This window comes from Luteococcus struthionis (genome assembly GCF_048595755.1).
Classification (GTDB): Bacteria; Actinomycetota; Actinomycetes; order Propionibacteriales; family Propionibacteriaceae; genus Luteococcus.
In genome coordinates this window covers 2616793-2637013 of sequence record NZ_CP184360.1, presented here as the reverse complement: position 1 = coordinate 2637013, position 20221 = coordinate 2616793, and the positions used below count along the sequence as shown (strand labels likewise).

Below are 20221 nucleotides of genomic sequence, written 5' to 3'. Positions count from 1 at the left end.
GCACATCGTGACACTATTTTGTGGTGATCGATCACAAGCTCATGATTTTTGACACGGCATCGATGTATTTCCGCGCCTTCTACGGTGTCCCCTCCTCGTTGCGCTCGCCACAGGGGGAACCGGTCAACGCGGTGCGCGGACTGCTGGACTCGATCGCCCGTCTGGTGGAGCAGTACCGGCCCGATGGCCTGGTCTGTGCCTGGGACAACGACTGGCGCCCCAGTTGGCGGGTCGAGCTGGTGCCCAGCTACAAGACCCATCGGGTGGCCGACGTGCAACCCGCGGTCGGCACCGCGTCGGGGGTGGTGGGCGCCGGAGCCCTGGCCGCCACGGGTGGCCTGGCCGAGGAATCCCCCGAGGGGCTGGTACACCAGGTCGAGGTCATTCGGCAGGTACTCCACGCCCTCGGCATCACCGTCATCGGGCGCGACGGGTACGAGGCCGACGACGTGATCGGGTCGCTGGCCAGTCAGCATGACGGGGAAAGCCTGGTGGTCACCGGTGACCGAGACCTCTTCCAACTCGCCGATGAAGGCACCCGCGTCCTCTACATCGGCAAGGGTGTGGCCAAGCATGACGTGGTCGACCCCGCGTGGGTGCAGGCCAAGTACGGCATCGCCGCCCAGCGCTACGTCGACTTCGCCGTGCTGCGAGGCGACCCGTCCGATGGGCTCCCCGGAGTCAAGGACGTGGGTGACAAGTCCGCGGCGCAGCTGGTCTCGCGCTTCGCCTCGCTGGAGGAGATGATCGCCGCCGCCGCGGACCCCGCCAGCTCGCTGAGCCCCTCGCTGCGCAAGAAACTGGCCGATGCGGTCGACTACCTGGGCCCCGCACGCGAGGTGGTCGCCGTGGTTCGCGACCTGCCACTGCCCGAACTCGACGGCGGTCAGCTCAGCCGCGATATCACCCGCATCGACCACGACGCGCTGGCCGCCTTGGACCAACGCTGGGGGCTGGGCCGATCCGTGGAGCGCATCACCCAGGCCCTGGCCGTCACCTCGTGAGGACGTAGAGCCCCGCGCCGGCCATCAGGTTGGCCGCCACCCCGCCGAAGCGTCCCCGTCGGCCGCTCTCGTCCAGGGGGATGCGTTGTTCGACGGTGAGCCCGAGCCGGCTGAACAGCGCCTCCAGATCGACCAGTGTCGCGTGGTGCAGGTTGGGCGTGTCATACCAGGTGAAGGGCAGGTCCTTGCTGCGCGGCATGTGGCCCGACAACAGCCGCAAACGATGCCGCCACAGCCCGAAGTTGGGCATCGAGACCACCATCCGCGGAGCGATCCGGGAGATCTCCTCCAGCAGCTGCTGCGGATGCCGAACCGCCTGCAGGGTCCGGCTCAGCACCACCACGTCGTAGGAGTCGTCGGCGAACTCGTCCAGCTGGGAATCCAGGTCGAGCTCGATCAGCGGCACGCCGCGTCGAATGGCGCGCAAGACCTGCTCGGGATCCTTCTCCACACCGGTGCCCCGACATCCCTTGGTGCGAGCCAGGGCATCCAACAGCTCTCCCCCACCACAGCCCAGATCGAGCACCCGGGACCCGTGAGGGACCAGGTCGGCCACCAGCGCCAGGTCAGGGCGCAGTCCGCGAGCATCGGCCGGCATCACGCCACCTCCTGGTTCTTGCTGCTCCGCAGCGGGCTGGCACTGTTCTTGGCCGGGCGCCCGGAGCGATGGGCATGTGGATGGCTGGCCGACTCACACTCCAGGAAGGCCCGCACCGTGTCGTGGTAGATGGGCACCTCCAGCAGGAAGGAGTCGTGACCCCAAGGAGAACGGATGTCTCGGAAGGTCACCGGCAGCTGGCCGCGCTCCAGCTCACGTACGATGCGGCGTGAGTGCCCCGTCGAGAAGCGCCAGTCGGTGTCGAAGCTCACCACCAGGTAGCTGACCGGGTGCTCTTGCACCAGGGACAGTGCCTCGGGGCGGGCGAAGGGATCGAAGTAGTCCATGACCCGGGTCAGGTAGAGGTAGCTGAGGGCGTCGAAACGGCTCAGGAAGACCTCTCCTTGGTGCTGCAGGTAGCTCTCGACCGCGAAGTCGACGCCGAAACCACGCTGGCTGTCCTCGAACTGCGACCGTCGGCCGAACTTCTCCTGGAAACCCTCCTCCGAGGTGTAGGTGATGTGCGCCATCATCCGGGCGATCGCCAATCCCACGTCGGGATTCTCCCCCGCCGCGGCGAACTGGCCGCCGTGGAAGTTCTCGTCGCGCATGATGGCGGCACGTCCCACCGCAGAGAAGGCGATGTTCTGGGCAGTGAGCCTGCTGCTGGAGGCGATCACCGCGGCATTGCACATCTCCTCGGGGTAGCGCAGCGACCAGTCCAGGGCCTGCATTCCGCCCATCGAACCGCCCACCACGGCATGCCACCGGCGCACCCCCAGATGTGCGCCGAGGGCACGGTGCACCTCCACGAAGTCGCTGATGTCGAGCAGTGGGAAGTCCAGGCCCCACGGCCGACCCGTCGCCGGATTCGTGGAACCCGGCCCGGTGGTGCCGGAACAGCCGCCCAGCAGATTGCTGCAGACCACGAACCAGCGGTTGGTGTCGATGGGCCTTCCCGGGCCGATCAGGTTGTCCCACCAGCCGGGGCGACGAGCTCCCTCGTGCCATCCGGCGGCGTGGGCGTCCCCGGTCAGCGCGTGGCAGATGTAGACGGCATTGTCGCCGGCCTCGTTGAGCTCGCCGTAGGTCTCGTGCGCCACGGTGATGTTGGACAGCGTCTCGCCACCCACCAGCTGCAGGGCCTCCTCGGTGAACAGCTCGACGTACTGCGTCTGCACCAGCCCGACGCCCTCGGCGCCGGGCCCCTCGGCAAGGGGTGTCACCGGCTGGCCTCCAGGGCCTGGTCCAGGTCTCGCAGCAGGTCGTCGACGTCCTCGATGCCCACGCTCAGGCGCACCATCTCCCCCGGCACCCCGGCGGCGGCGAGCTCGTCGGCGGTCAGCTGGGAGTGGGTGGTGGTGGCGTTGTGGATCACCAGGCTCTTGGTGTCGCCGATGTTGGCCAGGTGGCTGAACAGCTGCAGCGAGTCCACGAAGCGTGAACCGCTCTCACGTCCGGCCTTCAGGCCGAAGCTCACGAGGCCTCCGTAGCCGCGGCCGGTCAGGACCCGGTTGGCCACCTGGTGCTGGGAGTTCTCCTCCAGGCCCGGGTAGTTGACCCACGCGACGTCGGGGTGCTGGGCCAGGTGCTGGGCGATGGTCAGCGCATTCTGGCTGTGCCGCTCCATGCGCAGGTGCAGCGTTTCGATGCCCTGCAGGACCAGCCAGGCACTCATCGGTGCCAGCGTGGCGCCGGTGTTGCGCAGCAGGACGGTGCGGGCTCGGGTGATGTAGGCGGCCGGACCGGCCACGTCGGTCCACACCGTCTCGTGGTAGGCGTGGTCGGGGCCGGTCATGTTGGGGAAGCGCTCTGCCTGGGCAACCCAGTCGAAACGGCCGGCATCGACGATCACGCCGGCCATCGCCGTGCCGTGGGCACCCAGGTACTTGGTGGCCGAATGCACCACGACGTCGGCGCCGTGGTCGATGGGGCGGCACAGGTGCGGGCTGGCCACGGTGTTGTCGACCACCAAGGGAAGGCCGTGGCCGTGTGCGGCGGCGCTCCAGGCATCCAGGTCCACGACGGTCAGGCTGGGATTGCCGATGCTCTCGCAGAAGACGAGCTTGGTTCGCTCGTCGACCACCCCGTCGAGGGCCGACGGATCGGCCGGGTCGACGAAGCGGGTCTCGATGCCGAACTGGGGCAGGGTGTGGGCGAACAGCGCGAAGGTGCCGCCGTAGAGCGCGGAGCTGGCCACGATGTTGTCCCCGGCCCCCGCCAGGTTGAGCACCGCATAGGTCACCGCCGCGGCCCCGGTGGCGGTGGCCAGGGCGCCGATTCCGCCCTCCAGCGCGTTGACACGCTCCTCGAGCACCTGCGTGGTCGGGTTCATGATGCGCGAGTAGATGTTGCCCGGCGTCTCGAGCGAGAACAGCGCACGCGCATGTTCGGTGTCGTCGAAGGTGAAGGCAGCCGTCTGGTAGATCGGCACCGCCCTGGCCTTGGTCGTGGGGTCCGACTCCTCCTGGCCGGCGTGCACTGCGGTGGTGCCGGGGCCGAAGGTCATGGGCTGCTCGGCCCCGTCGGTGGTGGCTGCATTGGGCGAGTTGCTCATGGCGTCTTCCTTCCGAGGAGGGCTGGCTGTCCAGTCAGGCTAGCTGGCACCGCACGCGCTGCCCGCCAATGCCATCATGTGGCCGCTACCACCGAGTGCCACTCGTCCTTCCCTCCCGCTGAACTCCCACTGGCTAAGATTCTGCTGACTGGCGACGAGGGCTGCATCGACGGGGATGTTCCGGCCAGCGGGGAAGGCAAGGACCGTGGAACTGCGGATGCAGAGCAGCTTGACCACCCAGCACATGCCGTTGACGGCACGCGGGCACGTCGACGGGCGCAGCGCCCGCAAGGTGGAGACGCGGCGCCGAATCGTCACCGCCGCGAGCGAGTTGTTTGCCGAGCAGGGCTTCTCCGGCACGTCGATGGACCAGATCGCCCAGGCCGCCGGGGTCAGCAAGGGCACCATCTTCTACAACTTCAAGAACAAGTCGGAGCTCTTCGCCCACCTGGTTCGCGAGGCTGCCTGTTCGATCGCCGACGAGATCAACCGGGCGCGCCAGGAGCGCCGTGGCTGGGACGCGCTGCAGGAGGCGCTGCTGGTCCTGGTGCAGATCACCGACCACTGCCCCGCCAATGCCCAGATCCTGGTCTCCGAACTCTTCCGCACCCAACGGCCCTGGTCGGAATCACTGGCAGATTCTCGCGACGTGCTGCTCGCGCCCTTGGTGGAGATCCTCGAGGAGATGGCCGACGATCGGACCGATCCTGGCGTGAGAAGGCTGGCCTCCGAGGCCGAGCGCTCGGCCATCGCGATGTCCCTGGTGGGCGCGGTGATGATCGCCACCATGGACCGCGTGGCCTTCACACCGCAACGCTCCCTGGAGGCGGTGCATGCGCTGTTGGTGCGTGCGATCAGCGCCGTGGCACAACCGTCCGGATCAGGCTGATCCGGTCTCGGTGGTGTCGAAGCGGGCCGCATAGTCGTCGCGCAGTTCCGCCCATCCGTGCTCCAGTGCGTCCTGGCCCACGCAGCGCGCCGTCGCCTGGCCGCTCAGCTGGTCTTCCAACACGGCCAGGCACAGGGCCCATCCGGCCGCCTGCTGTGGGGCCATCCCGGGATCGTCGAGTTCGTCCACCAGATTCAGCTGCGTGCCCTCACCGGCCGGGGCCAGGGCCCACGTCAGGATGTGGCTCCCCCACCGGTGCTGCAGGAACCACGGCTCCCGCACGTCGAGCACGCTCGCATCGACCGGTTCGTCGGAGGGGTTCTCGGCGCTGGTGGCCGGTCCGCAACTGGTCAGGGGACGGTTGGGCACCACGGGTGACCAGGAGGCCAGCTCTTGTGGCACGGTGAGGCGTTCCCACACCTTCTGCTGCCCCGCCGGCAGCACCACGGTGATGCTCAGCACGCCGTTCTTGTACCGGACGCCGGAGGCGTGGCTACGGGCAAGGTCGCGCAAGGAGTGGTCGCTCATGGGAGCAATTGCACCACAGCCCATGGCGAGGATCGTGCCACGTGGGTTCCCAGCGGCGTGGTCAGGGAATCGTGGTGAGCGAGACCCCGGGCCAATGGCCGTCCCAGGCGCGCTCCTCCAGCACCCGCTGAGCTTCTCCTGCCAGGGCGGGGTCCGCCTGCCGCAAGAGCTCCACGAATCCCTCGATGCTGGCATCACCGGCCACGGCGTGTGCGGTGTGGAAACGGGTCAGGAGCGCGTCGAGTTCATTGGGTTCGAGCAGTTCCGCGAGGGCTCGGAAGAACAGGCTGCCCCGGTTGTACTTGTTGGTGGCGTAGCTCTTCTCGTCGTCTGGATCGGTGTGGGCCATCGGCGGGTCCTCACGCGACATCTCGGCCTCCAGCTGATAGCCGCGCACCACCTTGTCGGAGGCCTCGCTGCCCACCAGTTCCTCGGTGAGCCTCAGCGCGGAATACTCGGCCAGCGCCTCGTTGATCCAGTCGTCGTGGCTGGCCACCGGGGCGATGTTCCACCAGAAGTGTGCCAACTCATGGCCCAGTACGTGCACATTGCGGGCGGTCTGCTTCTCCACCATCTCTGCGGAGGCGAAGACGGTTGGCATGCGGCTGTAGGGGTAGCCGCCACGTTCGGTCACCACCACCCGTCCGGCATCGAGGCGTTCGGGAGCGCCGTACCAGTTGCGCAGCAGCGCCAGGCCCTGCACGATCAATGGGCCGAGCTCCGAGGCGGCGTCTCCGACGGAACCGCAGGTCACCAGTTCGACGCCATCGGCCAGGTGCATGACGTCGACCTTGCGGGCACCGGCGACGGCGATGTCACCGGTGGCGGCGTTGCCGTCGTGGTGGAGGACGCCGTCCTGCCCAGGCTCCCCATTGGTGAACAGGCGCCACCCGGAGGGAACGTCCAGGTGCAGCCGCCAGGAGAAGGAGCCAAGATCCAGGGGCACTGGGTACCACGCGCTGTAGATGGACAGTTCGAGCACGTCGTCATTGAGCACATTCGTTCCCTCGGCCATGGTCTCGGGAAGGCGGCCGCGATACCGCAGGCGTACCGGGTCAGCACCGGCGATTCGGTACCCGTTGACCCGGTCAAGGTGGGCCGAGGTGTCGGTGCTCACCTCCACCGTGGCACCAGGGGTGAGCGTCTCCACGTCCAGGTCACGGTGCAGGAAGAAGCCGTCAAAGCCCGCCAGCTCCACTTCGGCATCGACGTCGCCGGATTCGGGGTCGAGGCGTACCCACAGCTCGAGTTCCATTGCGCCAGTATCACCCGCACCCCCGCTGGCCCGCGAACCGGCGGGGCGGTTGCACTACTGTTGCCGCGTGGAAGACGAGCGCTGCAACGGAATCACCCAGCAAGGTCTGCAATGTCGGCGGCCCGGTGAGCCGTGGTGCTACCAGCACAAGCCGCCGTCGGAGGCGATGAACTTCGAGGCGCACCAGGACCGCGACGAGGCCGGCGATGACCAGGAGTCGCTCTTTGACCAGTGACGGCGTCGGCCCGCAGCCGACCCCGGACAGCCGCCCCACGCCGCGAGGGACGGTGCCGCGGCAGGTCTACCTGCGCCGCCGACTGCTCGTGGCCGGTGCCGGTGCCGCCGCCCTGTACGGCGCGGGTTCGGCGGTGAAGGCCCTCATCGGCGGCGACCTCGTGCCCGAGGATCTCGGCCCGGGACCGTCGGCCTACTGTGCCGCCGAATCCGCCTTGGAGCGCCATTCCGCAATCGCCACCGCACGGTTGGTCTACGAGGTGGACCATCGCGCCACCAGCATGCGCTTCGATCCCGGCTTCCACGCCCAGCTCGAGGCCTGGCTGCGGGAATGGAACAGCACCAGTGCGTGGGGGGAGGTCGACGAACTGTGCAGCCAAGGAGCACATGTTGCCAAGGACGACTGCCGCAGCTGGCATGCCGCCGGGCGTGCGCTGGACTTTGCCCGGCTGCGGCGGGGTGGTCGGGAGCTCGTGAGCTGTCGTACCGACCTGTGGCCAGCCGATGACCCGGTTCGCCGATCGGAACTCGCTCGGCGTTACTGGAGGCTGGCAGCCTCGTTGAACCTGCACTTCGACCACGTGCTGACACATCACTTCGATGCTGCGCACGACAACCACATCCACGTGGACAACGGACGTTCCGGGGATGGCATGAGCACCTTTCGGCGCACCTCCAGGGTGCAGAACCAGTCGGTGCAGGCCATCTGCCTGTCCTTGTGGGGCCGGTCGGGCGAGGTCACCGGACGGTGGCGTGACACCCGGGGCCTGGTCTCCCCCGTGCTCGACCAGCTGGGGCTCGACGACCTGCGCGATCAGTCCCAGTGGCAGGCCTTCCTGAGGGCCAGCATGCAGCGCGCTTGAAGGTCCTCGGTGTGATGTCAAGGGCTTCCTGATCCAGACTTGAGTGAATCCTGAGACAATCTCAGCCTTCGGCTGAATTTGTGGCAGAGTTCTCTCCGGGTCACCCCCAAGTTCTGGCGCAGGAGCGCCGTCCGCCCCCACCACCTGAGGAAGAACCCCATGTCTTTGCGTACTGCCGCTGCTACCTGCGCCCTGTTCGCCGTCACCGCTGCCCCGCTTGCCATCGCCACTGCCCCGCAGGCTCAGGCAGCCCCGGTGCGCCCCGCCGCCACCGCGGCCACGGGCAACCTGAAGACCACCGCCAATGTCCACCTCCGCTCCGGCCTGTCCACCCGCACCAAGTCGCTGGTCGTGCTGAGCAAGGGCACCGTCATCGCCAGCAATGGCAAGGCCCGCGGCATCTGGCAGCCCGTCAAGTACAAGGGCCGCACCGGTTACGTCTCGTCGCGCTACCTGGTCCGCACCAGCGCCGCCCCGAAGAGCACCTCCGCGGCCAAGCGTTCGGTCACCAGCAGCGCCCCCAAGAGCCGCGTCAGCATGCCCTCGGGCGTCAACGCCAATGGGCGCCGGGTTGCCAGCCACGTCGCGAACAACCACTCGGGCATCACCACCATCTACGGCTACCGCAACGAGCGTGGCAGCGACCACGGCACCGGGCGCGCGGTCGACGTGATGATCCCCAACTACCGTTCCAACCAGGCACTGGGCTGGAGCATCGCCACCGACCTGCGCAAGAACGCCCGCCAGCTGGGCATCACCTACATCATCTGGGACCAGAAGATCTGGTCGGTGCAGCGCGACCGTGAGGGCTGGCGCCACATGTCCAACCGCGGCAGCGACAACGCCAACCACAAGAACCACGTGCACGTCAGCGTCCGCTGATCACACCAGCACCGAGCAGGGCCCCGTCAGCTGACGGGGCCCTGCGTCGTTCCCGGGGTGGCTAGCGAGTATGCAGCAAGCTCGGCAGTTCGCGCCGCAGGATCTTGCCCGCAGCCGAGCGCGGCAGAGCATCGACGGCCGTCGCACCACCCAGGTGCTTGTACTGGGCCACCTGCTCGTTGATCCACTGCACCACCTGCGCGGGAGTCGACTGGCGATCGGTGCCCTCGCGCAGGATCAACAGGGCGTGGGGGATCTGGTCACCGTCGTGGTGCTCGACACCCAGCACCGCCGCATCGACGACGCCGGGGTGCTGCACCAGGAGCGCTTCCACCTCGGCCGGCGCCACCTGGAAGCCACGGCGCTTGATCAGTTCCTTGATCCGGTCCACGACGCGGGTGGTTCCCTCGTGGTCGATGCTGACCAGGTCTCCGGTGTGCACCCAGCCGTCGGCGTCGCGCACCGCATCGGTGGCCTCTGATTCGTGCAGGTAGCCGAGCATCGCGTTGGGCCCGCTGATCCACATCTCACCTGGCTGCGACCACTGGCCCGGCTGCGGGGCCGCAACGTCCTGCCCCGTCTCGGGATCGACCACGCGCATGGTGACATTCGCGATCGGCATGCCGATGGTGCCCAACGGGATGTCGTGGCGTTCCAACGGGATCAAGTGGGTCACCGGCGACAGCTCGGTCATCCCGTAGCCCTGCACCACACGGGTTCGCATACGCTGCTGCAGGCGTTCGCCGGCCTCCTGGTCCAAGGGCGCGGCGCCGGAGACCACCAGCTTGACCGACGACCAGTCCACCTCGTCGACGGCCCGGCTGCGAGCCAGGAAGGAGGCCACCGGTGGCACCACGAACAACATGGTGGGCCGTCGTGTCTGCACGATCCGCAAGAACAGGCGGGCGTCGAAGCCACTCATCGTGTATTGCGGGTAGCGACGCAGCAGGCCGTAGTTCATGTTGGTGGTCAAGGCATAGATGTGGCTGAAGGGCAGGAAGGCCACCAGCGAATTCTCCTGGCCCAATGAGTCCAGCGCCGTGTCGAACTGCAGCATGTTGGCCACCAGGTTGCGGTGGCTGAGCATCACGGCCTTGGGAAGCCCCGAGGTTCCCGAGGAGACGGGCAGACAGGCGACGTCCCGAGCCGGGTCCAGGTCCACCGCGGGTGGGGCGGCCTGCGTGGCGAGCACCTCGCGCCACGCGAGCGTGCCGTCCCCGCCTTGTCCGTCGACGACCACCACGGCGTGCTCACCCAAGCCCGCCAGCTGCGCTGCCTGGCAGGCCTTGGCGGCCAGGTCGGTGCTGGTGACCACCACGCGCGTTCGGGTGCTCTCCAACTGACGCGCGATCTCCCGTGCCGTGGCCGCCGGGTTGACCGGGGTGACCGACGCGCCGCTGCGCAGGGTGCCGTGGAAGGCCGTGGCGTACTCCGGCCGGTTGGTGAGCAGGACCGCCACCGCATCACCCCGGCCGAGGTCCCTGGCCGCCAGCCACGTGGCGAAGGAGTCGACGGCCTGCTTCAGCTCCCCGAAGCTCACCACGAGGCCGGTCTCCGGATGCTCGAAGGCGACGCGGTTCAGTTCATCGTCCCGCAATGAGTCGAAGATCAACTCGTAGAGGGTGAGATCGGGGATCTCAATGTCGGCCCATGGCCCCCGGTAGTGCATGAAGTTCCCTTCCACTGGTACCGGGCAAGCCTAGGGCCCTGCCCCGCGGCGGTCAGCCCTGGTTCGGCCGAGTCATGTCCACGGGCCGCACCCAGCGGTCGTAGTCCTCTTCCTGCACCGTGCCGAGCGCGAGCGCCGCCTCCTTGAGCGTCGTGCCCTCCTTGTGGGCCTTCTTGGCGATCTGCGCGGCCTGGTCGTAGCCGATGTGGCGATTCAGCGCGGTGACCTGCATCAGGTTGGCGGCGAGGTTCTGCTCGATCACCTCGCGATTGGGCTCGATGCCCACCGCGCAGTGGTCATTGAAGCTCACCGACGCATCGGCCAGCAGTTGGATCGACTCCAGGACGGCCCAGGCCATGACGGGCTTGTAGACGTTGAGCTGGAAGTTGCCCTGCGTGCCGCTGAAGGCCACCGTCGCGTCGTTGCCGAAGACCTTGGCGGCCACCATGGTCAGCGCCTCGCACTGCGTCGGGTTCACCTTGCCCGGCATGATCGAGCTGCCCGGCTCGTTCTCGGGAATCAACAGTTCACCGATGCCGTTGCGCGGGCCCGAGGCATACCAGCGCACGTCATTGGCGATCTTGAACAGCGCCCCCGCCAGGGTTCGCAGCGAGGCACTGACACCCACCAGCGGATCATGGGCAGACAAGGCGGCGAACAGGTTGGGGGCCTGGTGGAAGTCGAGTCCGGTCTCCTGGCTGATCTTGGCGGCAGCGCGCGCCCCGAAGTCCTCGTGGGCATTGAGCCCCGTCCCGACCGCGGTCCCTCCGATGGCGAGCCCGCGAGCCTGCTCGTCGGAGAAACGCACCGCGGCCAGGGCCTCGTCGATCTGCGCGACCCAGCCGCCCACCACCTGGCCCAGGCGCACGGGGGTGGCGTCCTGCAGGTGGGTCCGCCCCACCATCACCACGTCGTCGTGGCGCTGCGCCAGCGCGGCCAGCGTGTCCCGCAGCGTGGCGATGGCCGGGTAGAGCCGGTCGTTGAGCTGCTCGACGATGGCGATGTGCATCGCCGTGGGGAAGGTGTCGTTGGAGGACTGGCCCCGATTGACGTGGTCGTTGGGGTGCACCGGCGTCTTGGAACCGCGCTCTCCCCCGGCCAGTTCGATCGCCCGGTTGCTGATCACCTCGTTGGCGTTCATGTTGCTCTGCGTGCCCGACCCGGTCTGGAAGACGACCAGCGGGAACTCTTCGTCGAGGGCTCCGTCGATCACCTCGTCGGCGGCCCGGGCAATCAGCTCCGCGATGTCCTGGGGCAGTTGCTCCAGCTCCGCATTCGCCAGTGCGGCGGACTTCTTCAGCACGCCCAGCGCTCGGATCATGGGGCGCTGCCACACGAAGGTGGGCCGACCGATGTCGAAGTTGTGCAGGCTGCGCTCGGTCTGCGCGCCCCAGTAGCGCTCGGCCGGCACATCGATCTGGCCCATGCTGTCTGTCTCGGTACGCATCATGCCACCAGCCTAGGTGCGCCTCGCGGGCCCCGAAAGGCTCAGATGTCGCGCAGCAGCAGCCCCCAGGCGATCAGTTGCTGCACGCCCTGGTCGGCGACGCCTTCGGCCTGGTCGTCCCAGTCCAGGGCCTTCATGAGCATCGCGGCCTCGGCATTGCGCTGCTCTGGCGGCAGGCTCAACAACCGCATGAAGGCTCGCTCGTTCTCCTGCGCCTTGCCGGGGTCGACGTGGTTCAGAGCTCCCACGGTCATTCCGAGCAGGGCACCGATCATGAAGTCGTCGGGCTGGTCCATGCATTTCTCCTCTGTCGAGCGGGCACTGGGATGTCAGCGAGCACTGAGGTGTCAGCGAGCACTGGGAGCCTAGCGCCAGCCACAGGGCACGTGACGTCCGCATCACGGTCCTGCCTGATCACAGGTCAAGACGGCTGCTACTGTCACCGGCATGGACACCGCCGTCAGCACCTGCTGGTGGGCCGCCTGAAGGCGGCCCTGATGCACTGACGCACGAAGCCGCCCCGACCCGGGCGGCTTCTTCCATGTCCGGGCGGGAAAGACCCCACCAGGAGGAGACATGATGACCAGCAGCCAGACCACCGACCTCACCACGGCGAAGACCGAAGGCCACTTCGGGGCCTACGGCGGAGCCCACCTGCCGCCCCACCTGGTGGAACCGATGGCGGAGGTGGCCAGGGCCTACGAGGAGGCCCGACAGGACCCCGACTTCATGGCCGAGTACCAAGAGGTGCTGGCCCACTACGTCGGCCGCCCCTCCCTGCTCTACCGCGCCGACCGCCTGACCCGACACGTCGGCGGCGCTCGCATCTACCTCAAGCGTGAAGACCTCAACCACACCGGCAGTCACAAGATCAACCACTGCCTGGGCGAGGTGCTGCTGGCACGCCGCATGGGAAAGAAGAAGGTCATCGCCGAGACCGGGGCGGGCTCGCACGGTGTGGCCCTGGCCACCGCGGCCACCTATCTGGGCCTGGAGTGCGAGATCCACATGGGTGCCGTCGACGTCGAGAAGCAGCACCCCAACGTGGTGCGGATGCAGATGCTGGGTGCCACGGTGGTCAGCGTGCACGAGGGCGAGGCATCCCTGAAGGAGGCCGTCGACTCCGCCTTCGCCGTCTATGCCGCGAAGGCCGACGAGTACCTGTTCGCCATCGGATCCGTGGTGGGGCCACACCCGTACCCGACGATGGTGCGAGACTTCCAGAGCGTCATTGGCCGCGAGGCGCGCCAACAGTTCCTGGAGGCTGAGGGACGCCTGCCGCACGCCGTGGTGGCGTGCGTGGGAGGAGGCTCCAACGCGATGGGGCTGTTCAGCGGCTTCCTCGACGACCCCGAGGTGGCCCTCTACGGCGTGGAACCCGGCGGCAAGGACCTGGCGCCCGGACACCACGCGGCGACCATGACCAAGGGCACCCCGGGAATGCTGCACGGCATGGCCACCAGAGTGCTGCAACAGGAGGACGGCCAGCCCGCACCGGTGCACTCCATCGCTCCCGGACTCGACTACCCGGGGGTGGGCCCCCAGCACGTCCACTTGTGCGAGACGGGACGGGCGAACTATGTCCACGCCGACGACGCCCAGGCCCTGGGTGCCTTCACCACCCTGACCCGGGTGGAGGGCATCATCCCCGCGCTGGAGAGCGCCCATGCCGTGGCCCATGGCATGGTCCTCGCCAAGGAACTGGGCCCCGAGGCCGCCCTCGTGGTGAACCTGTCGGGCCGTGGCGACAAGGACGTCGACTACGTCGCCGACCTGCTGTCACAGCAGCCCTGAGACCGGCACCCGATACAGAAGGAGGGGTCTTCCTCCCAGCAGGGCGGGAGGAAGACCCCTCGGTGAGTTCTGGGGATCAGAAGCTACCGTCGATGTCGCTGTTGACGACGACCTTGGCGTTGACGAACTCGTGCAGGCCCAGGTCGACCAGCTCCCGGCCATGCCCCGAACGCTTGGTGCCACCGAAGGGCACGTCGGGTTTCACCCCCGTGGGCTGGTTCAGGTAGACCATCCCGGTGTCCAGGCGACGGGCGATGCGCTGGGCGCGCTCGGTGTCCTGGCTGAAGACCGAGCCACCCAGCCCGAAGGGCGACGAGTTGGCGATGCGCACCGCATCGTCATCGTCCTTGGCACGGTAGATCTGCGAGACCGGGCCGAAGAACTCCGTCTGGGAGGTCTCGGAGTCCAACGGGATGTCGGTCAGGATCGTCGGCTGGAAGAAGGCGCCCTGCTCGGGCACCCGCTCGCCGACCTCCTCGACGGTGCAGCCCTCACCCCGGGCGGCCTCGACCAGCTCGGCCAGGTCGTCGGCGGCACTCTGCATGGACAGCGGTGCCAGGGTGGTCGCCTCGTCCATCGGATCACCCGCGACGAGCTCGGCGACCGCCTTGCGGTACTTCTCGACGAACTCGTCGTAGATGGAATCGGCGACGATCAGCCGCTTGGACGAGCAGCAGACCTGGCCGGCGTTCCAGTGACGCCCGAAGACGGCCCACTTGACGGCCTTGTCGATCTCGGCGTCCTCCAACACGATGAAGGCGTCGGCACCGCCCAGCTCCAGGGTGGACTTCTTCAGGTACTTCGCGGCGGTCGCGGAGACCGAGGCCCCGGCGCCTTCGGAGCCGGTGAGGGCCACGCCACGCACCCGCGGGTCCGACAGGATCTGGTCGGCGGCGTCATGGGAGGCGAAGACATTGACCAGCAGGCCTTCGGGAGCGCCGGCATCGCGGAAGAGCTTCTCCATGGCCAGCGCGGATTGCGGCACATTGGAGGCGTGCTTCAGCACGATGGTGTTGCCCGCGCTGAACTGCGGGGCCCCGATGCGGATGACCTGGTAGAAGGGGAAGTTCCACGGCTCGACGGCGTACAGCACGCCCAGCGGTTCGTGGTGGATCACCACGTCGCCCTCGTCGAAGCCCTTGGCGGGCAGGGTGCGCGGCGCCAGCTGCTGTTCGGCATTGGCGACGTAGTACTCGAGCATGCCGATGCACAGGTTGACCTCGGCCTCTGCCTCACCGATCAGCTTGCCCATCTCCAGGGTGAGGATGCTGGCGAAACCGCGCACATCGGCACGCAGCAGGTCGGCGGCCTTCTGCAGCACCTGCAGCCGCTCCGCGATGGGCTTGAGATGCCAGGTCTGGAAGGCCTCGTCGGCCTTGTCGATGGCCTCGGCCACCTGCTGCTCGCTTGCGGTTTCGAAGGTCTTGACTACTTCTCCGGTGTAGGGATTCGTGGTCGCGTAGGCCATGGCATCTCCTCTCTCGGTCGGAACGGACGACTGGCTCGCCCGCTGGGCATCGGTGCCTGGATCGGCTGCGGTCCAGAGGACCCGTGCCTTCTTCCACGCTATGCGCAGCAGTCAAATGCGAGACCTTCGCCGAGCCCGAGGTTGCCTCGGCTCAGCCCGCCGTGGAATCCCATCCCTGCACGAAGTCCTCGACCCAGTCGGTGCTGCCGGGGGTGGGGCTGGCACTGGGGCGCTGCGACGATCCCGGGATGACCTGCTCGATGCGCGCCCTGCCTCGTGCGGTGCTGGTGAAGCTCACGCAGCTCTGCTGCAGGCAGGTACGCAGCCTGCGCTCCCCTTCCCAGTTCCTGGACCGCACGGCCCGGGCGTACTCCTGCCAACTGGCGCCGTGGCCCCGGTGCAGCAGTGCGTGGTCGCTGCCAATGCGTACCGTGCCCAGCCCGGCGGTGCCACACCACGTGAGGTCACCGACCGGGTCACGAAGCCGCCGCAGGTCACCGTGCACGCCGCAGCCCGTCGAGCCCACCTGCACCTCGTCGTCCAGGGGCGGCAGCGCTCGCAGGACCTGCTCGGTGGTCTCCACCGACTTGGTGCGCACGTACAGTGCGCGCTCGTCGTAGCTGGCTGACTCCACCCCCGCAATTTGGCCGAGCGGCCACAGCGCGGTGGCATCCGCGTCGCGATTGGCCAGCCGCAGCGTCCCCAGCCGCATGGTCACCCGCCACGAGGCAGGCACCGATCCTCGGATCTGCTCCTGGGCCGGGCCAACCTCCCCCTGGTCCTGGGGCTGCACGGTCAATTCCTGTAGCTGGTGCCCGGCTTCGATGCTCACCCGTCCGTGGTCCTGCAGCGCGTCGGCAACCTTGATCGCCTCCGAGGGCCTCGGATTGTCCTCGTCGATGAGCACCTGCAGCCCACCTCCCTGAACGGTCACCGAACGGGCGCTCTCGACGGCGGCACGGGCTGGTTCCAGCAGCCCCACCACCTTGTCGCGCGGCGCGTGGACCGTCACGTCGTGCTGGTCGTGCTCCACCTGGGATGAGATGCCGCTGGCATCGGGCAGCCGGTTCAGTGCACGGTAGTTGCGGGCGATGGTGCGGCCGGAGTCGCGATCATTGATGACTTCCACCTCATGGGTGCCGTCGTCCAGGCTCACGACCCAGTCGACCTTGCCCTTGCGACGTCCCAGATCACGGCTGGCGTCGACGACGAGGTCTTCGGTCAGTTCGTCGGGCACCTTGATGGTGGCCTCAAGCCGGTCGGTCAGCCCGAACAGCCTGTCGGTGACCACCTCCACCCCGGACGCGGTGCCGTAGGGCTGTTCCGCGAGCCAGTCGGCCAGCCGTGCCTGGTCTCGACCGGTGCCGCATCCGGTCAGTAGGATCGCGCCCACCACGGCCGATGCCACCAGCCCACTGCATCCACGAGACCTCATGGGTCGAGTGTCCCATCCGCAGGTGCATCCAGGCAGGACGCAACTAGCGCTACCGTGGCTTCGAGTGGCACCCTACGAACAGTGGCGCAGGAAAACAGGAGGGACGAGTCGATGAACCAGCACCCGCAGCGAGGCACCAGCGAACTGTTGACGCTCCTCGCGATGGTGCTGGTGATCGTCTCCCAACTGCTCCCGCTGACCCGGGGCCAGTCCGTCAGCGTGCTGGGGTGGAGCATCGCCGGGGTGGCGCTGGTGATGGGGCTGGCTGCGGGCGCCAGGTTCGTCCGGTCCAGGCGTCGCTCCACTGCTGGCCTCACCTCTGCCGAATGACGTGCTCCGCGTGCGTGGCGATGGCCCGCATCGCCTGACGCATGGCAGCCCCCGGCGGACCCTCGGCGAGAACCAGCGGCGCTCCCAGATCACGCGCGACCCAGAGCATGTGCCAAGCCAGGTCTTCCCAAGTGGGGCCACCCACCCGGAATCGGCAGCCCGTGGGCGTGGCCTGCACATGGTCGCGGTGGGCGGCGGGGATGCGTGTGCTCAACACCTCGACGTCCACGGCCATCTCGACCTCGACGACGCACGGGTAGCGGGAGACCAAGTCGCGTTGGAAGTCACCGGGCGGCGCCGCGCGGGGCGTGAAGCTCCAGGTGGTCACCTCCACCCCGCTCATCCGGTCGAGCCGAAAGACTCGCCAGTCCTCACGGCCCCGGTCGAAGCCCTGCAGGTACCAACGCTCCCCCTGGGTCATCAGCCGGGCCGGTTCCACCTCGCGTGAGGTGGTGCTGCCGTCGGGCTTGTCATAACTGAAGCGCACCAGTCGGCAGTCGCGCTGCGCGACGGAGAGCTCTTGCAGTACGGCCAGGTCCACCGCCGGGCGGTTGCGCGGAATCGCCTGGGTGGCGTCGTCGAGGGCCGAGGCCAGTGCGCGAAGCTTCGGTGGCAGCACCTGGTCGAGCTTGGTCAGTGCCCGCAAGGCGACCTCCCCCACCGTGTCGGTGCCGGCCAGCGCGGCCATCCGCAGGCAGGCAACCAGTGCCACCGCTTCCTCGTCCTCGAGCAGCAGCGGCGGCAGCCGTCGGCCCGCGCCCAGTCGATAGCCACCGTCGAGGCCTCGTTCGGACTCCACGGGGTACCCGAGTTCGCGCAGCCGAGTCACGTCGCGTCGCACGGTGCGTTCGGTGACCCCCAGCCGGGAGGCCAACTCGGCGCCCTGCCAGCTGGTGCGCGACTCCAACAGCCCCAACAGGCGCAGGACGCGATGTGTGGTCTCGGACATGTCACCATTCTGCGCCACCAGCGGACCGAACCTGTCCGCAAGCTGCGTTCTGCTGGGACTGGAAAATCCACCAACCACGAAGGGAAGACCATGTACCTGCCCCAGATCGACGACGAACGCAGCACCCTGTGCAAGTTTCTGCAGGCCCAGCTCGACGCTGTCCGCGCCAGCGTCCACGGACTGGACGACGAGCAATGCCGCCAGCGCCCCTTGCGCAGTGCCCTGAGCATCAGTGGCATCGTCAAGCACATCACCTGGTGCATGAGCAGCTCGCTGGAACGGGCTGGGCACGCTGGGCACGAACAAGCCCCTGGCAGCTTCTACACCAGCTTCACGCCGAGTGACGACGAGAGCATCGAGGCGCTGCTGACCGCCTTCGATGCCGTTCGGGAGCCGTACTTGCAGATGTGCCGCGGTGGAGACCTGGAGGCCGAGCTGCCGGTGGGCCCGATGCCCTGGTACGGAATGGACGAAGCACGCCCGGCCAAGCTGCGCTATGTCTACGTCAGTCACGTGGTGGAGTTCGCCCGGCACGCCGGGCACGCCGACATCATCCGCGAACAGCTCGACGGGGCGAGCGCCCCAGAACTGTTGGCGGCCGTGGAGGGCTGGGAAGCCAACGAGTTCGTGAAGCCCTGGCAGCCAGCCGGACGGGAGTGACTGGAGGGGGCGGGGTCTGTGCCCCGTCCCCTCCCCCACGGCTCTTGTTCTGTGTAGCGTTCACCGCGTGACCAAGCCGAGCACAACCCGACTCGCCCCGACGGTGCTGGCCCGCGTAGCCGAGTTCGCCGTGGAGCACCACTGCGAGCAGGTGACGGTGGCCGATCTGGCCGACCAGGCGGGGTACTCCCGGCATCACTTCTCGCGGGCCTTCACCGCGACCAAGGGCATCAGCCCCAGCGCCTACCTGACAGCGCTTCGGATCGAGTCGGCAAAGCAGCTGCTGCTGACCGACGACCGACCGGTGATCGACGTCGCAGTCGAGGTGGGATTCGATTCACTGTCGAGCTTCAGCCGGCGCTTCAGCGCGACCGTTGGTACGACGCCGGCGCACTTGCGCCGCCTGGCTCGCCGACTGGAGGACTGTGAGCTCTCACCGTTCACCGTGGCCGACCCACGCCAGATGCTGGTGCAGGTCAGGCCCGTCCTGCCGACGGGTGTCGATTCGGGACGGTTGTGGCTGGGCTGGTACCGCTCCCCCGCACCCATCGGTCTGCCCACGGCCGGTACCCTCACCGACCTGGACGAGGTGGTCCCGCTGCCCCTTCACCCGGGGGCACCGTGGCTTCTTGGGTTCCTGGTCGGCTCCGACGCGGCCCCCGGTGACCTTTTGGCACCAACCCTTCCGGTCGTCGCCCTGCACCCCTCACCGGTCCTGTCCCCTGGCGCGATCGACCTGTGCTTTCGTTTCGCGATGCTGGACGACCTGCCGCTGCTCAGTGCCCTGCCGGCTCTGGCAGGTTGAGCACATCGGGACAAACCAGGCGTCGCGGCCTTGCCTAGCGTGGTGGTCATCGGCCAACCACCACTGGAGGACATGATGAACCGCGCCACCGGAACCCCCGCCTGGCTCGACCTGGGCACCACCGATTTGGAAGGCGTCAAGCCTTTCTACCAGGAGCTGTTCGGCTGGCAGTTCGAGGACTGCGGCCCGGCGATGAGCCACTACAACATGATCACCAAGGATGGCGGTCTCGTCGGCGGCGCCATGGACATGACCCAGTGCAATGACGAGAACGACGCCGAGCCACGCAACGCTTGGGACGTCTTCCTCGCCGTGGACGACGTCGATGGAAAGCTGCAACTCGCCCTCGACAATGCAGCAAACCTCGTCGCCCCGGCCATGGATGCAGGGCCAGCTGGACGCTTCGCGATCGTCGCGGACCCAGCAGGGGCGGTCGTCGCGATGTGGCAGGCCAAGGACACCGAGGGCTATGCATTCACCGGACGGCCGGGGACGCCGATCTGGTTCGAGCTGGTCACCACGGACCTGGCCGGAGCCATCGCCTTCTACACCACGGTCTTCGACTTCTCAACGGCGCCGATGGATGACGACTACGCCACGAACGGTCCCGTCGAGGAAGCCACGAGCGGGATGATGCGCTCCGAGGATGACACGTCGCACTGGCAGGTGACCTTCGCGGTCGCCGACATCGAGGCCGCCTTGGTTCGCACCATCGAGCTTGGCGGACAGGTGGTCACGCCGTCGGTCGATTCCCCGTGGGGCCCCTATGCCACCATCGCCGACCCGACCGGAGCACGCCTGCTCGTGATGCAGGCGTCCCCTGCCTGAGCAGGCTTCTGGATCGCCACACACAC

General features: G+C 67.9%; 21 protein-coding genes. 10 read left to right on the top strand and 11 right to left on the bottom strand.

Annotation, left to right across the window (positions count from 1 at the left end; genetic code table 11):
- Positions 1-41 precede the first annotated feature (41 nt).
- A complete protein-coding gene (locus ACOAMO_RS12230; RefSeq protein ID WP_420175044.1) occupies positions 42-1004 on the top strand; it encodes a 5'-3' exonuclease in 963 nt (320 codons plus the stop codon).
- Here ACOAMO_RS12230 and metW read toward each other — a convergent pair.
- Genes metW through ACOAMO_RS12215 form a run of 3 tightly spaced genes read right to left on the bottom strand, consistent with a single transcriptional unit; the run spans position 994 to position 4159 of the window.
- Complete coding sequence (metW, locus tag ACOAMO_RS12225) at positions 994-1602, bottom strand: methionine biosynthesis protein MetW (protein ID WP_420177033.1); 609 nt, start codon at positions 1600-1602, stop codon at positions 994-996. The genes ACOAMO_RS12230 and metW overlap by 11 nt on opposite strands.
- On the bottom strand, positions 1602-2828 hold the full coding sequence (gene metX / locus ACOAMO_RS12220; RefSeq protein ID WP_420175043.1) for a homoserine O-acetyltransferase MetX: 1227 nt from the start codon (positions 2826-2828) through the stop codon (positions 1602-1604). The genes metW and metX overlap by 1 nt, the downstream gene beginning before the upstream one ends.
- Positions 2825-4159, bottom strand: coding sequence for an O-acetylhomoserine aminocarboxypropyltransferase/cysteine synthase family protein (locus ACOAMO_RS12215; RefSeq protein ID WP_420175042.1), 1335 nt, complete (start codon positions 4157-4159; stop codon positions 2825-2827). The genes metX and ACOAMO_RS12215 overlap by 4 nt, the downstream gene beginning before the upstream one ends.
- Before the next feature lie 217 nt (positions 4160-4376).
- Between ACOAMO_RS12215 and ACOAMO_RS12210 the strand changes: the two genes are divergently transcribed.
- Positions 4377-5048 carry a TetR/AcrR family transcriptional regulator gene (locus tag ACOAMO_RS12210; protein WP_420175041.1) on the top strand — a complete coding sequence of 224 codons (672 nt, stop codon included), beginning with the start codon at positions 4377-4379 and terminating at the stop codon, positions 5046-5048.
- Here the strand turns inward: ACOAMO_RS12210 and ACOAMO_RS12205 are convergent.
- Complete coding sequence (locus ACOAMO_RS12205) at positions 5040-5576, bottom strand: SRPBCC domain-containing protein (protein WP_420175040.1); 537 nt, start codon at positions 5574-5576, stop codon at positions 5040-5042. The two genes, ACOAMO_RS12210 and ACOAMO_RS12205, sit on opposite strands and share 9 nt — an antisense overlap.
- 61 nt (positions 5577-5637) lie before the next feature.
- Entirely contained in the window at positions 5638-6831 is a 1194-nt protein-coding gene (locus ACOAMO_RS12200; RefSeq protein WP_420175039.1) for a M1 family aminopeptidase, read from the bottom strand.
- 67 nt (positions 6832-6898) lie between these two features.
- Here ACOAMO_RS12200 and ACOAMO_RS12195 point away from each other — a divergent pair, with 67 nt between their 5' ends.
- The 3 genes from ACOAMO_RS12195 (at position 6899) to ACOAMO_RS12185 (ending at position 8810) form a co-directional block, all read left to right on the top strand.
- Complete coding sequence (locus ACOAMO_RS12195; RefSeq protein WP_420175038.1) at positions 6899-7066, top strand: hypothetical protein; 168 nt, start codon at positions 6899-6901, stop codon at positions 7064-7066.
- Positions 7056-7928 (top strand): hypothetical protein, encoded by an 873-nt coding sequence (locus ACOAMO_RS12190; protein WP_420175037.1) that lies wholly within the window; start codon positions 7056-7058, stop codon positions 7926-7928. The genes ACOAMO_RS12195 and ACOAMO_RS12190 overlap by 11 nt, the downstream gene beginning before the upstream one ends.
- 159 nt (positions 7929-8087) lie before the next feature.
- On the top strand, positions 8088-8810 hold the full coding sequence (locus tag ACOAMO_RS12185) for an SH3 domain-containing protein (RefSeq protein WP_420175036.1): 723 nt from the start codon (positions 8088-8090) through the stop codon (positions 8808-8810).
- Between the two features lie 61 nt (positions 8811-8871).
- Here the strand turns inward: ACOAMO_RS12185 and ACOAMO_RS12180 are convergent, their stop codons facing one another.
- From ACOAMO_RS12180 to ACOAMO_RS12170, 3 genes are read right to left on the bottom strand one after another with little or no spacing between them, the layout of a single operon-like run.
- On the bottom strand, positions 8872-10494 hold the full coding sequence (locus ACOAMO_RS12180; protein WP_420175035.1) for an AMP-binding protein: 1623 nt from the start codon (positions 10492-10494) through the stop codon (positions 8872-8874).
- Between the two features lie 37 nt (positions 10495-10531).
- Positions 10532-11929, bottom strand: coding sequence for a class II fumarate hydratase (gene fumC / locus ACOAMO_RS12175; protein WP_420175034.1), 1398 nt, complete (start codon positions 11927-11929; stop codon positions 10532-10534).
- Positions 11930-11967: 38 nt separating this feature from the next.
- Positions 11968-12222, bottom strand: coding sequence for a hypothetical protein (locus ACOAMO_RS12170; protein ID WP_420175033.1), 255 nt, complete (start codon positions 12220-12222; stop codon positions 11968-11970).
- Positions 12223-12505: 283 nt separating this feature from the next.
- On the opposite strand from ACOAMO_RS12170, the gene trpB reads away from it, so the two are divergent.
- Positions 12506-13720 carry a tryptophan synthase subunit beta gene (gene trpB / locus ACOAMO_RS12165; RefSeq protein WP_420175032.1) on the top strand — a complete coding sequence of 405 codons (1215 nt, stop codon included), beginning with the start codon at positions 12506-12508 and terminating at the stop codon, positions 13718-13720.
- Between the two features lie 76 nt (positions 13721-13796).
- Here trpB and ACOAMO_RS12160 read toward each other — a convergent pair whose 3' ends face one another.
- Complete coding sequence (locus ACOAMO_RS12160; protein ID WP_420175031.1) at positions 13797-15188, bottom strand: NAD-dependent succinate-semialdehyde dehydrogenase; 1392 nt, start codon at positions 15186-15188, stop codon at positions 13797-13799.
- A 151-nt stretch (positions 15189-15339) separates the two neighbouring features.
- Complete coding sequence (locus tag ACOAMO_RS12155) at positions 15340-16623, bottom strand: hypothetical protein (protein WP_420175030.1); 1284 nt, start codon at positions 16621-16623, stop codon at positions 15340-15342.
- A 111-nt stretch (positions 16624-16734) separates the two neighbouring features.
- Between ACOAMO_RS12155 and ACOAMO_RS12150 the strand changes: the two genes are divergently transcribed.
- Positions 16735-16953, top strand: a complete 219-nt coding sequence (locus tag ACOAMO_RS12150; protein ID WP_420175029.1) for a hypothetical protein — start codon at positions 16735-16737, stop codon at positions 16951-16953.
- Here the strand turns inward: ACOAMO_RS12150 and ACOAMO_RS12145 are convergent.
- The gene (locus ACOAMO_RS12145) at positions 16937-17902 is read right to left on the bottom strand and encodes a helix-turn-helix transcriptional regulator (protein WP_420175028.1); all 966 of its coding nucleotides are present in this window, start codon (positions 17900-17902) and stop codon (positions 16937-16939) included. The two genes, ACOAMO_RS12150 and ACOAMO_RS12145, sit on opposite strands and share 17 nt — an antisense overlap.
- A gap of 90 nt (positions 17903-17992) precedes the next feature.
- Between ACOAMO_RS12145 and ACOAMO_RS12140 the strand changes: the two genes are divergently transcribed.
- The 3 genes from ACOAMO_RS12140 (at position 17993) to ACOAMO_RS12130 (ending at position 20195) form a co-directional block, all read left to right on the top strand.
- Positions 17993-18562, top strand: coding sequence for a DUF664 domain-containing protein (locus ACOAMO_RS12140; RefSeq protein ID WP_420175027.1), 570 nt, complete (start codon positions 17993-17995; stop codon positions 18560-18562).
- Positions 18563-18629: 67 nt separating this feature from the next.
- On the top strand, positions 18630-19367 hold the full coding sequence (locus tag ACOAMO_RS12135) for a helix-turn-helix transcriptional regulator (RefSeq protein WP_420175026.1): 738 nt from the start codon (positions 18630-18632) through the stop codon (positions 19365-19367).
- Positions 19368-19406: 39 nt separating this feature from the next.
- Positions 19407-20195 (top strand): VOC family protein, encoded by a 789-nt coding sequence (locus tag ACOAMO_RS12130; protein WP_420177032.1) that lies wholly within the window; start codon positions 19407-19409, stop codon positions 20193-20195.
- Positions 20196-20221 lie beyond the last annotated feature (26 nt).

Excerpts from the sequence above, each read along its gene's own strand:
- ACOAMO_RS12230 (WP_420175044.1), top strand. The coding sequence starts at position 42 with ATGATTTTTGACACGGCATCGATGTATTTCCGCGCCTTCTACGGTGTC.
- metW (WP_420177033.1), bottom strand. The coding sequence starts at position 1,602 with ATGCCGGCCGATGCTCGCGGACTGCGCCCTGACCTGGCGCTGGTGGCC.
- ACOAMO_RS12215 (WP_420175042.1), bottom strand. The coding sequence starts at position 4,159 with ATGAGCAACTCGCCCAATGCAGCCACCACCGACGGGGCCGAGCAGCCC.
- ACOAMO_RS12210 (WP_420175041.1), top strand. The coding sequence starts at position 4,377 with ATGCAGAGCAGCTTGACCACCCAGCACATGCCGTTGACGGCACGCGGG.
- ACOAMO_RS12205 (WP_420175040.1), bottom strand. The coding sequence starts at position 5,576 with ATGAGCGACCACTCCTTGCGCGACCTTGCCCGTAGCCACGCCTCCGGC.
- ACOAMO_RS12200 (WP_420175039.1), bottom strand. The coding sequence starts at position 6,831 with ATGGAACTCGAGCTGTGGGTACGCCTCGACCCCGAATCCGGCGACGTC.
- ACOAMO_RS12185 (WP_420175036.1), top strand. The coding sequence starts at position 8,088 with ATGTCTTTGCGTACTGCCGCTGCTACCTGCGCCCTGTTCGCCGTCACC.
- fumC (WP_420175034.1), bottom strand. The coding sequence starts at position 11,929 with ATGATGCGTACCGAGACAGACAGCATGGGCCAGATCGATGTGCCGGCC.
- ACOAMO_RS12170 (WP_420175033.1), bottom strand. The coding sequence starts at position 12,222 with ATGGACCAGCCCGACGACTTCATGATCGGTGCCCTGCTCGGAATGACC.
- trpB (WP_420175032.1), top strand. The coding sequence starts at position 12,506 with ATGACCAGCAGCCAGACCACCGACCTCACCACGGCGAAGACCGAAGGC.
- ACOAMO_RS12160 (WP_420175031.1), bottom strand. The coding sequence starts at position 15,188 with ATGGCCTACGCGACCACGAATCCCTACACCGGAGAAGTAGTCAAGACC.
- ACOAMO_RS12155 (WP_420175030.1), bottom strand. The coding sequence starts at position 16,623 with ATGAGGTCTCGTGGATGCAGTGGGCTGGTGGCATCGGCCGTGGTGGGC.
- ACOAMO_RS12150 (WP_420175029.1), top strand. The coding sequence starts at position 16,735 with ATGAACCAGCACCCGCAGCGAGGCACCAGCGAACTGTTGACGCTCCTC.
- ACOAMO_RS12145 (WP_420175028.1), bottom strand. The coding sequence starts at position 17,902 with ATGTCCGAGACCACACATCGCGTCCTGCGCCTGTTGGGGCTGTTGGAG.
- ACOAMO_RS12140 (WP_420175027.1), top strand. The coding sequence starts at position 17,993 with ATGTACCTGCCCCAGATCGACGACGAACGCAGCACCCTGTGCAAGTTT.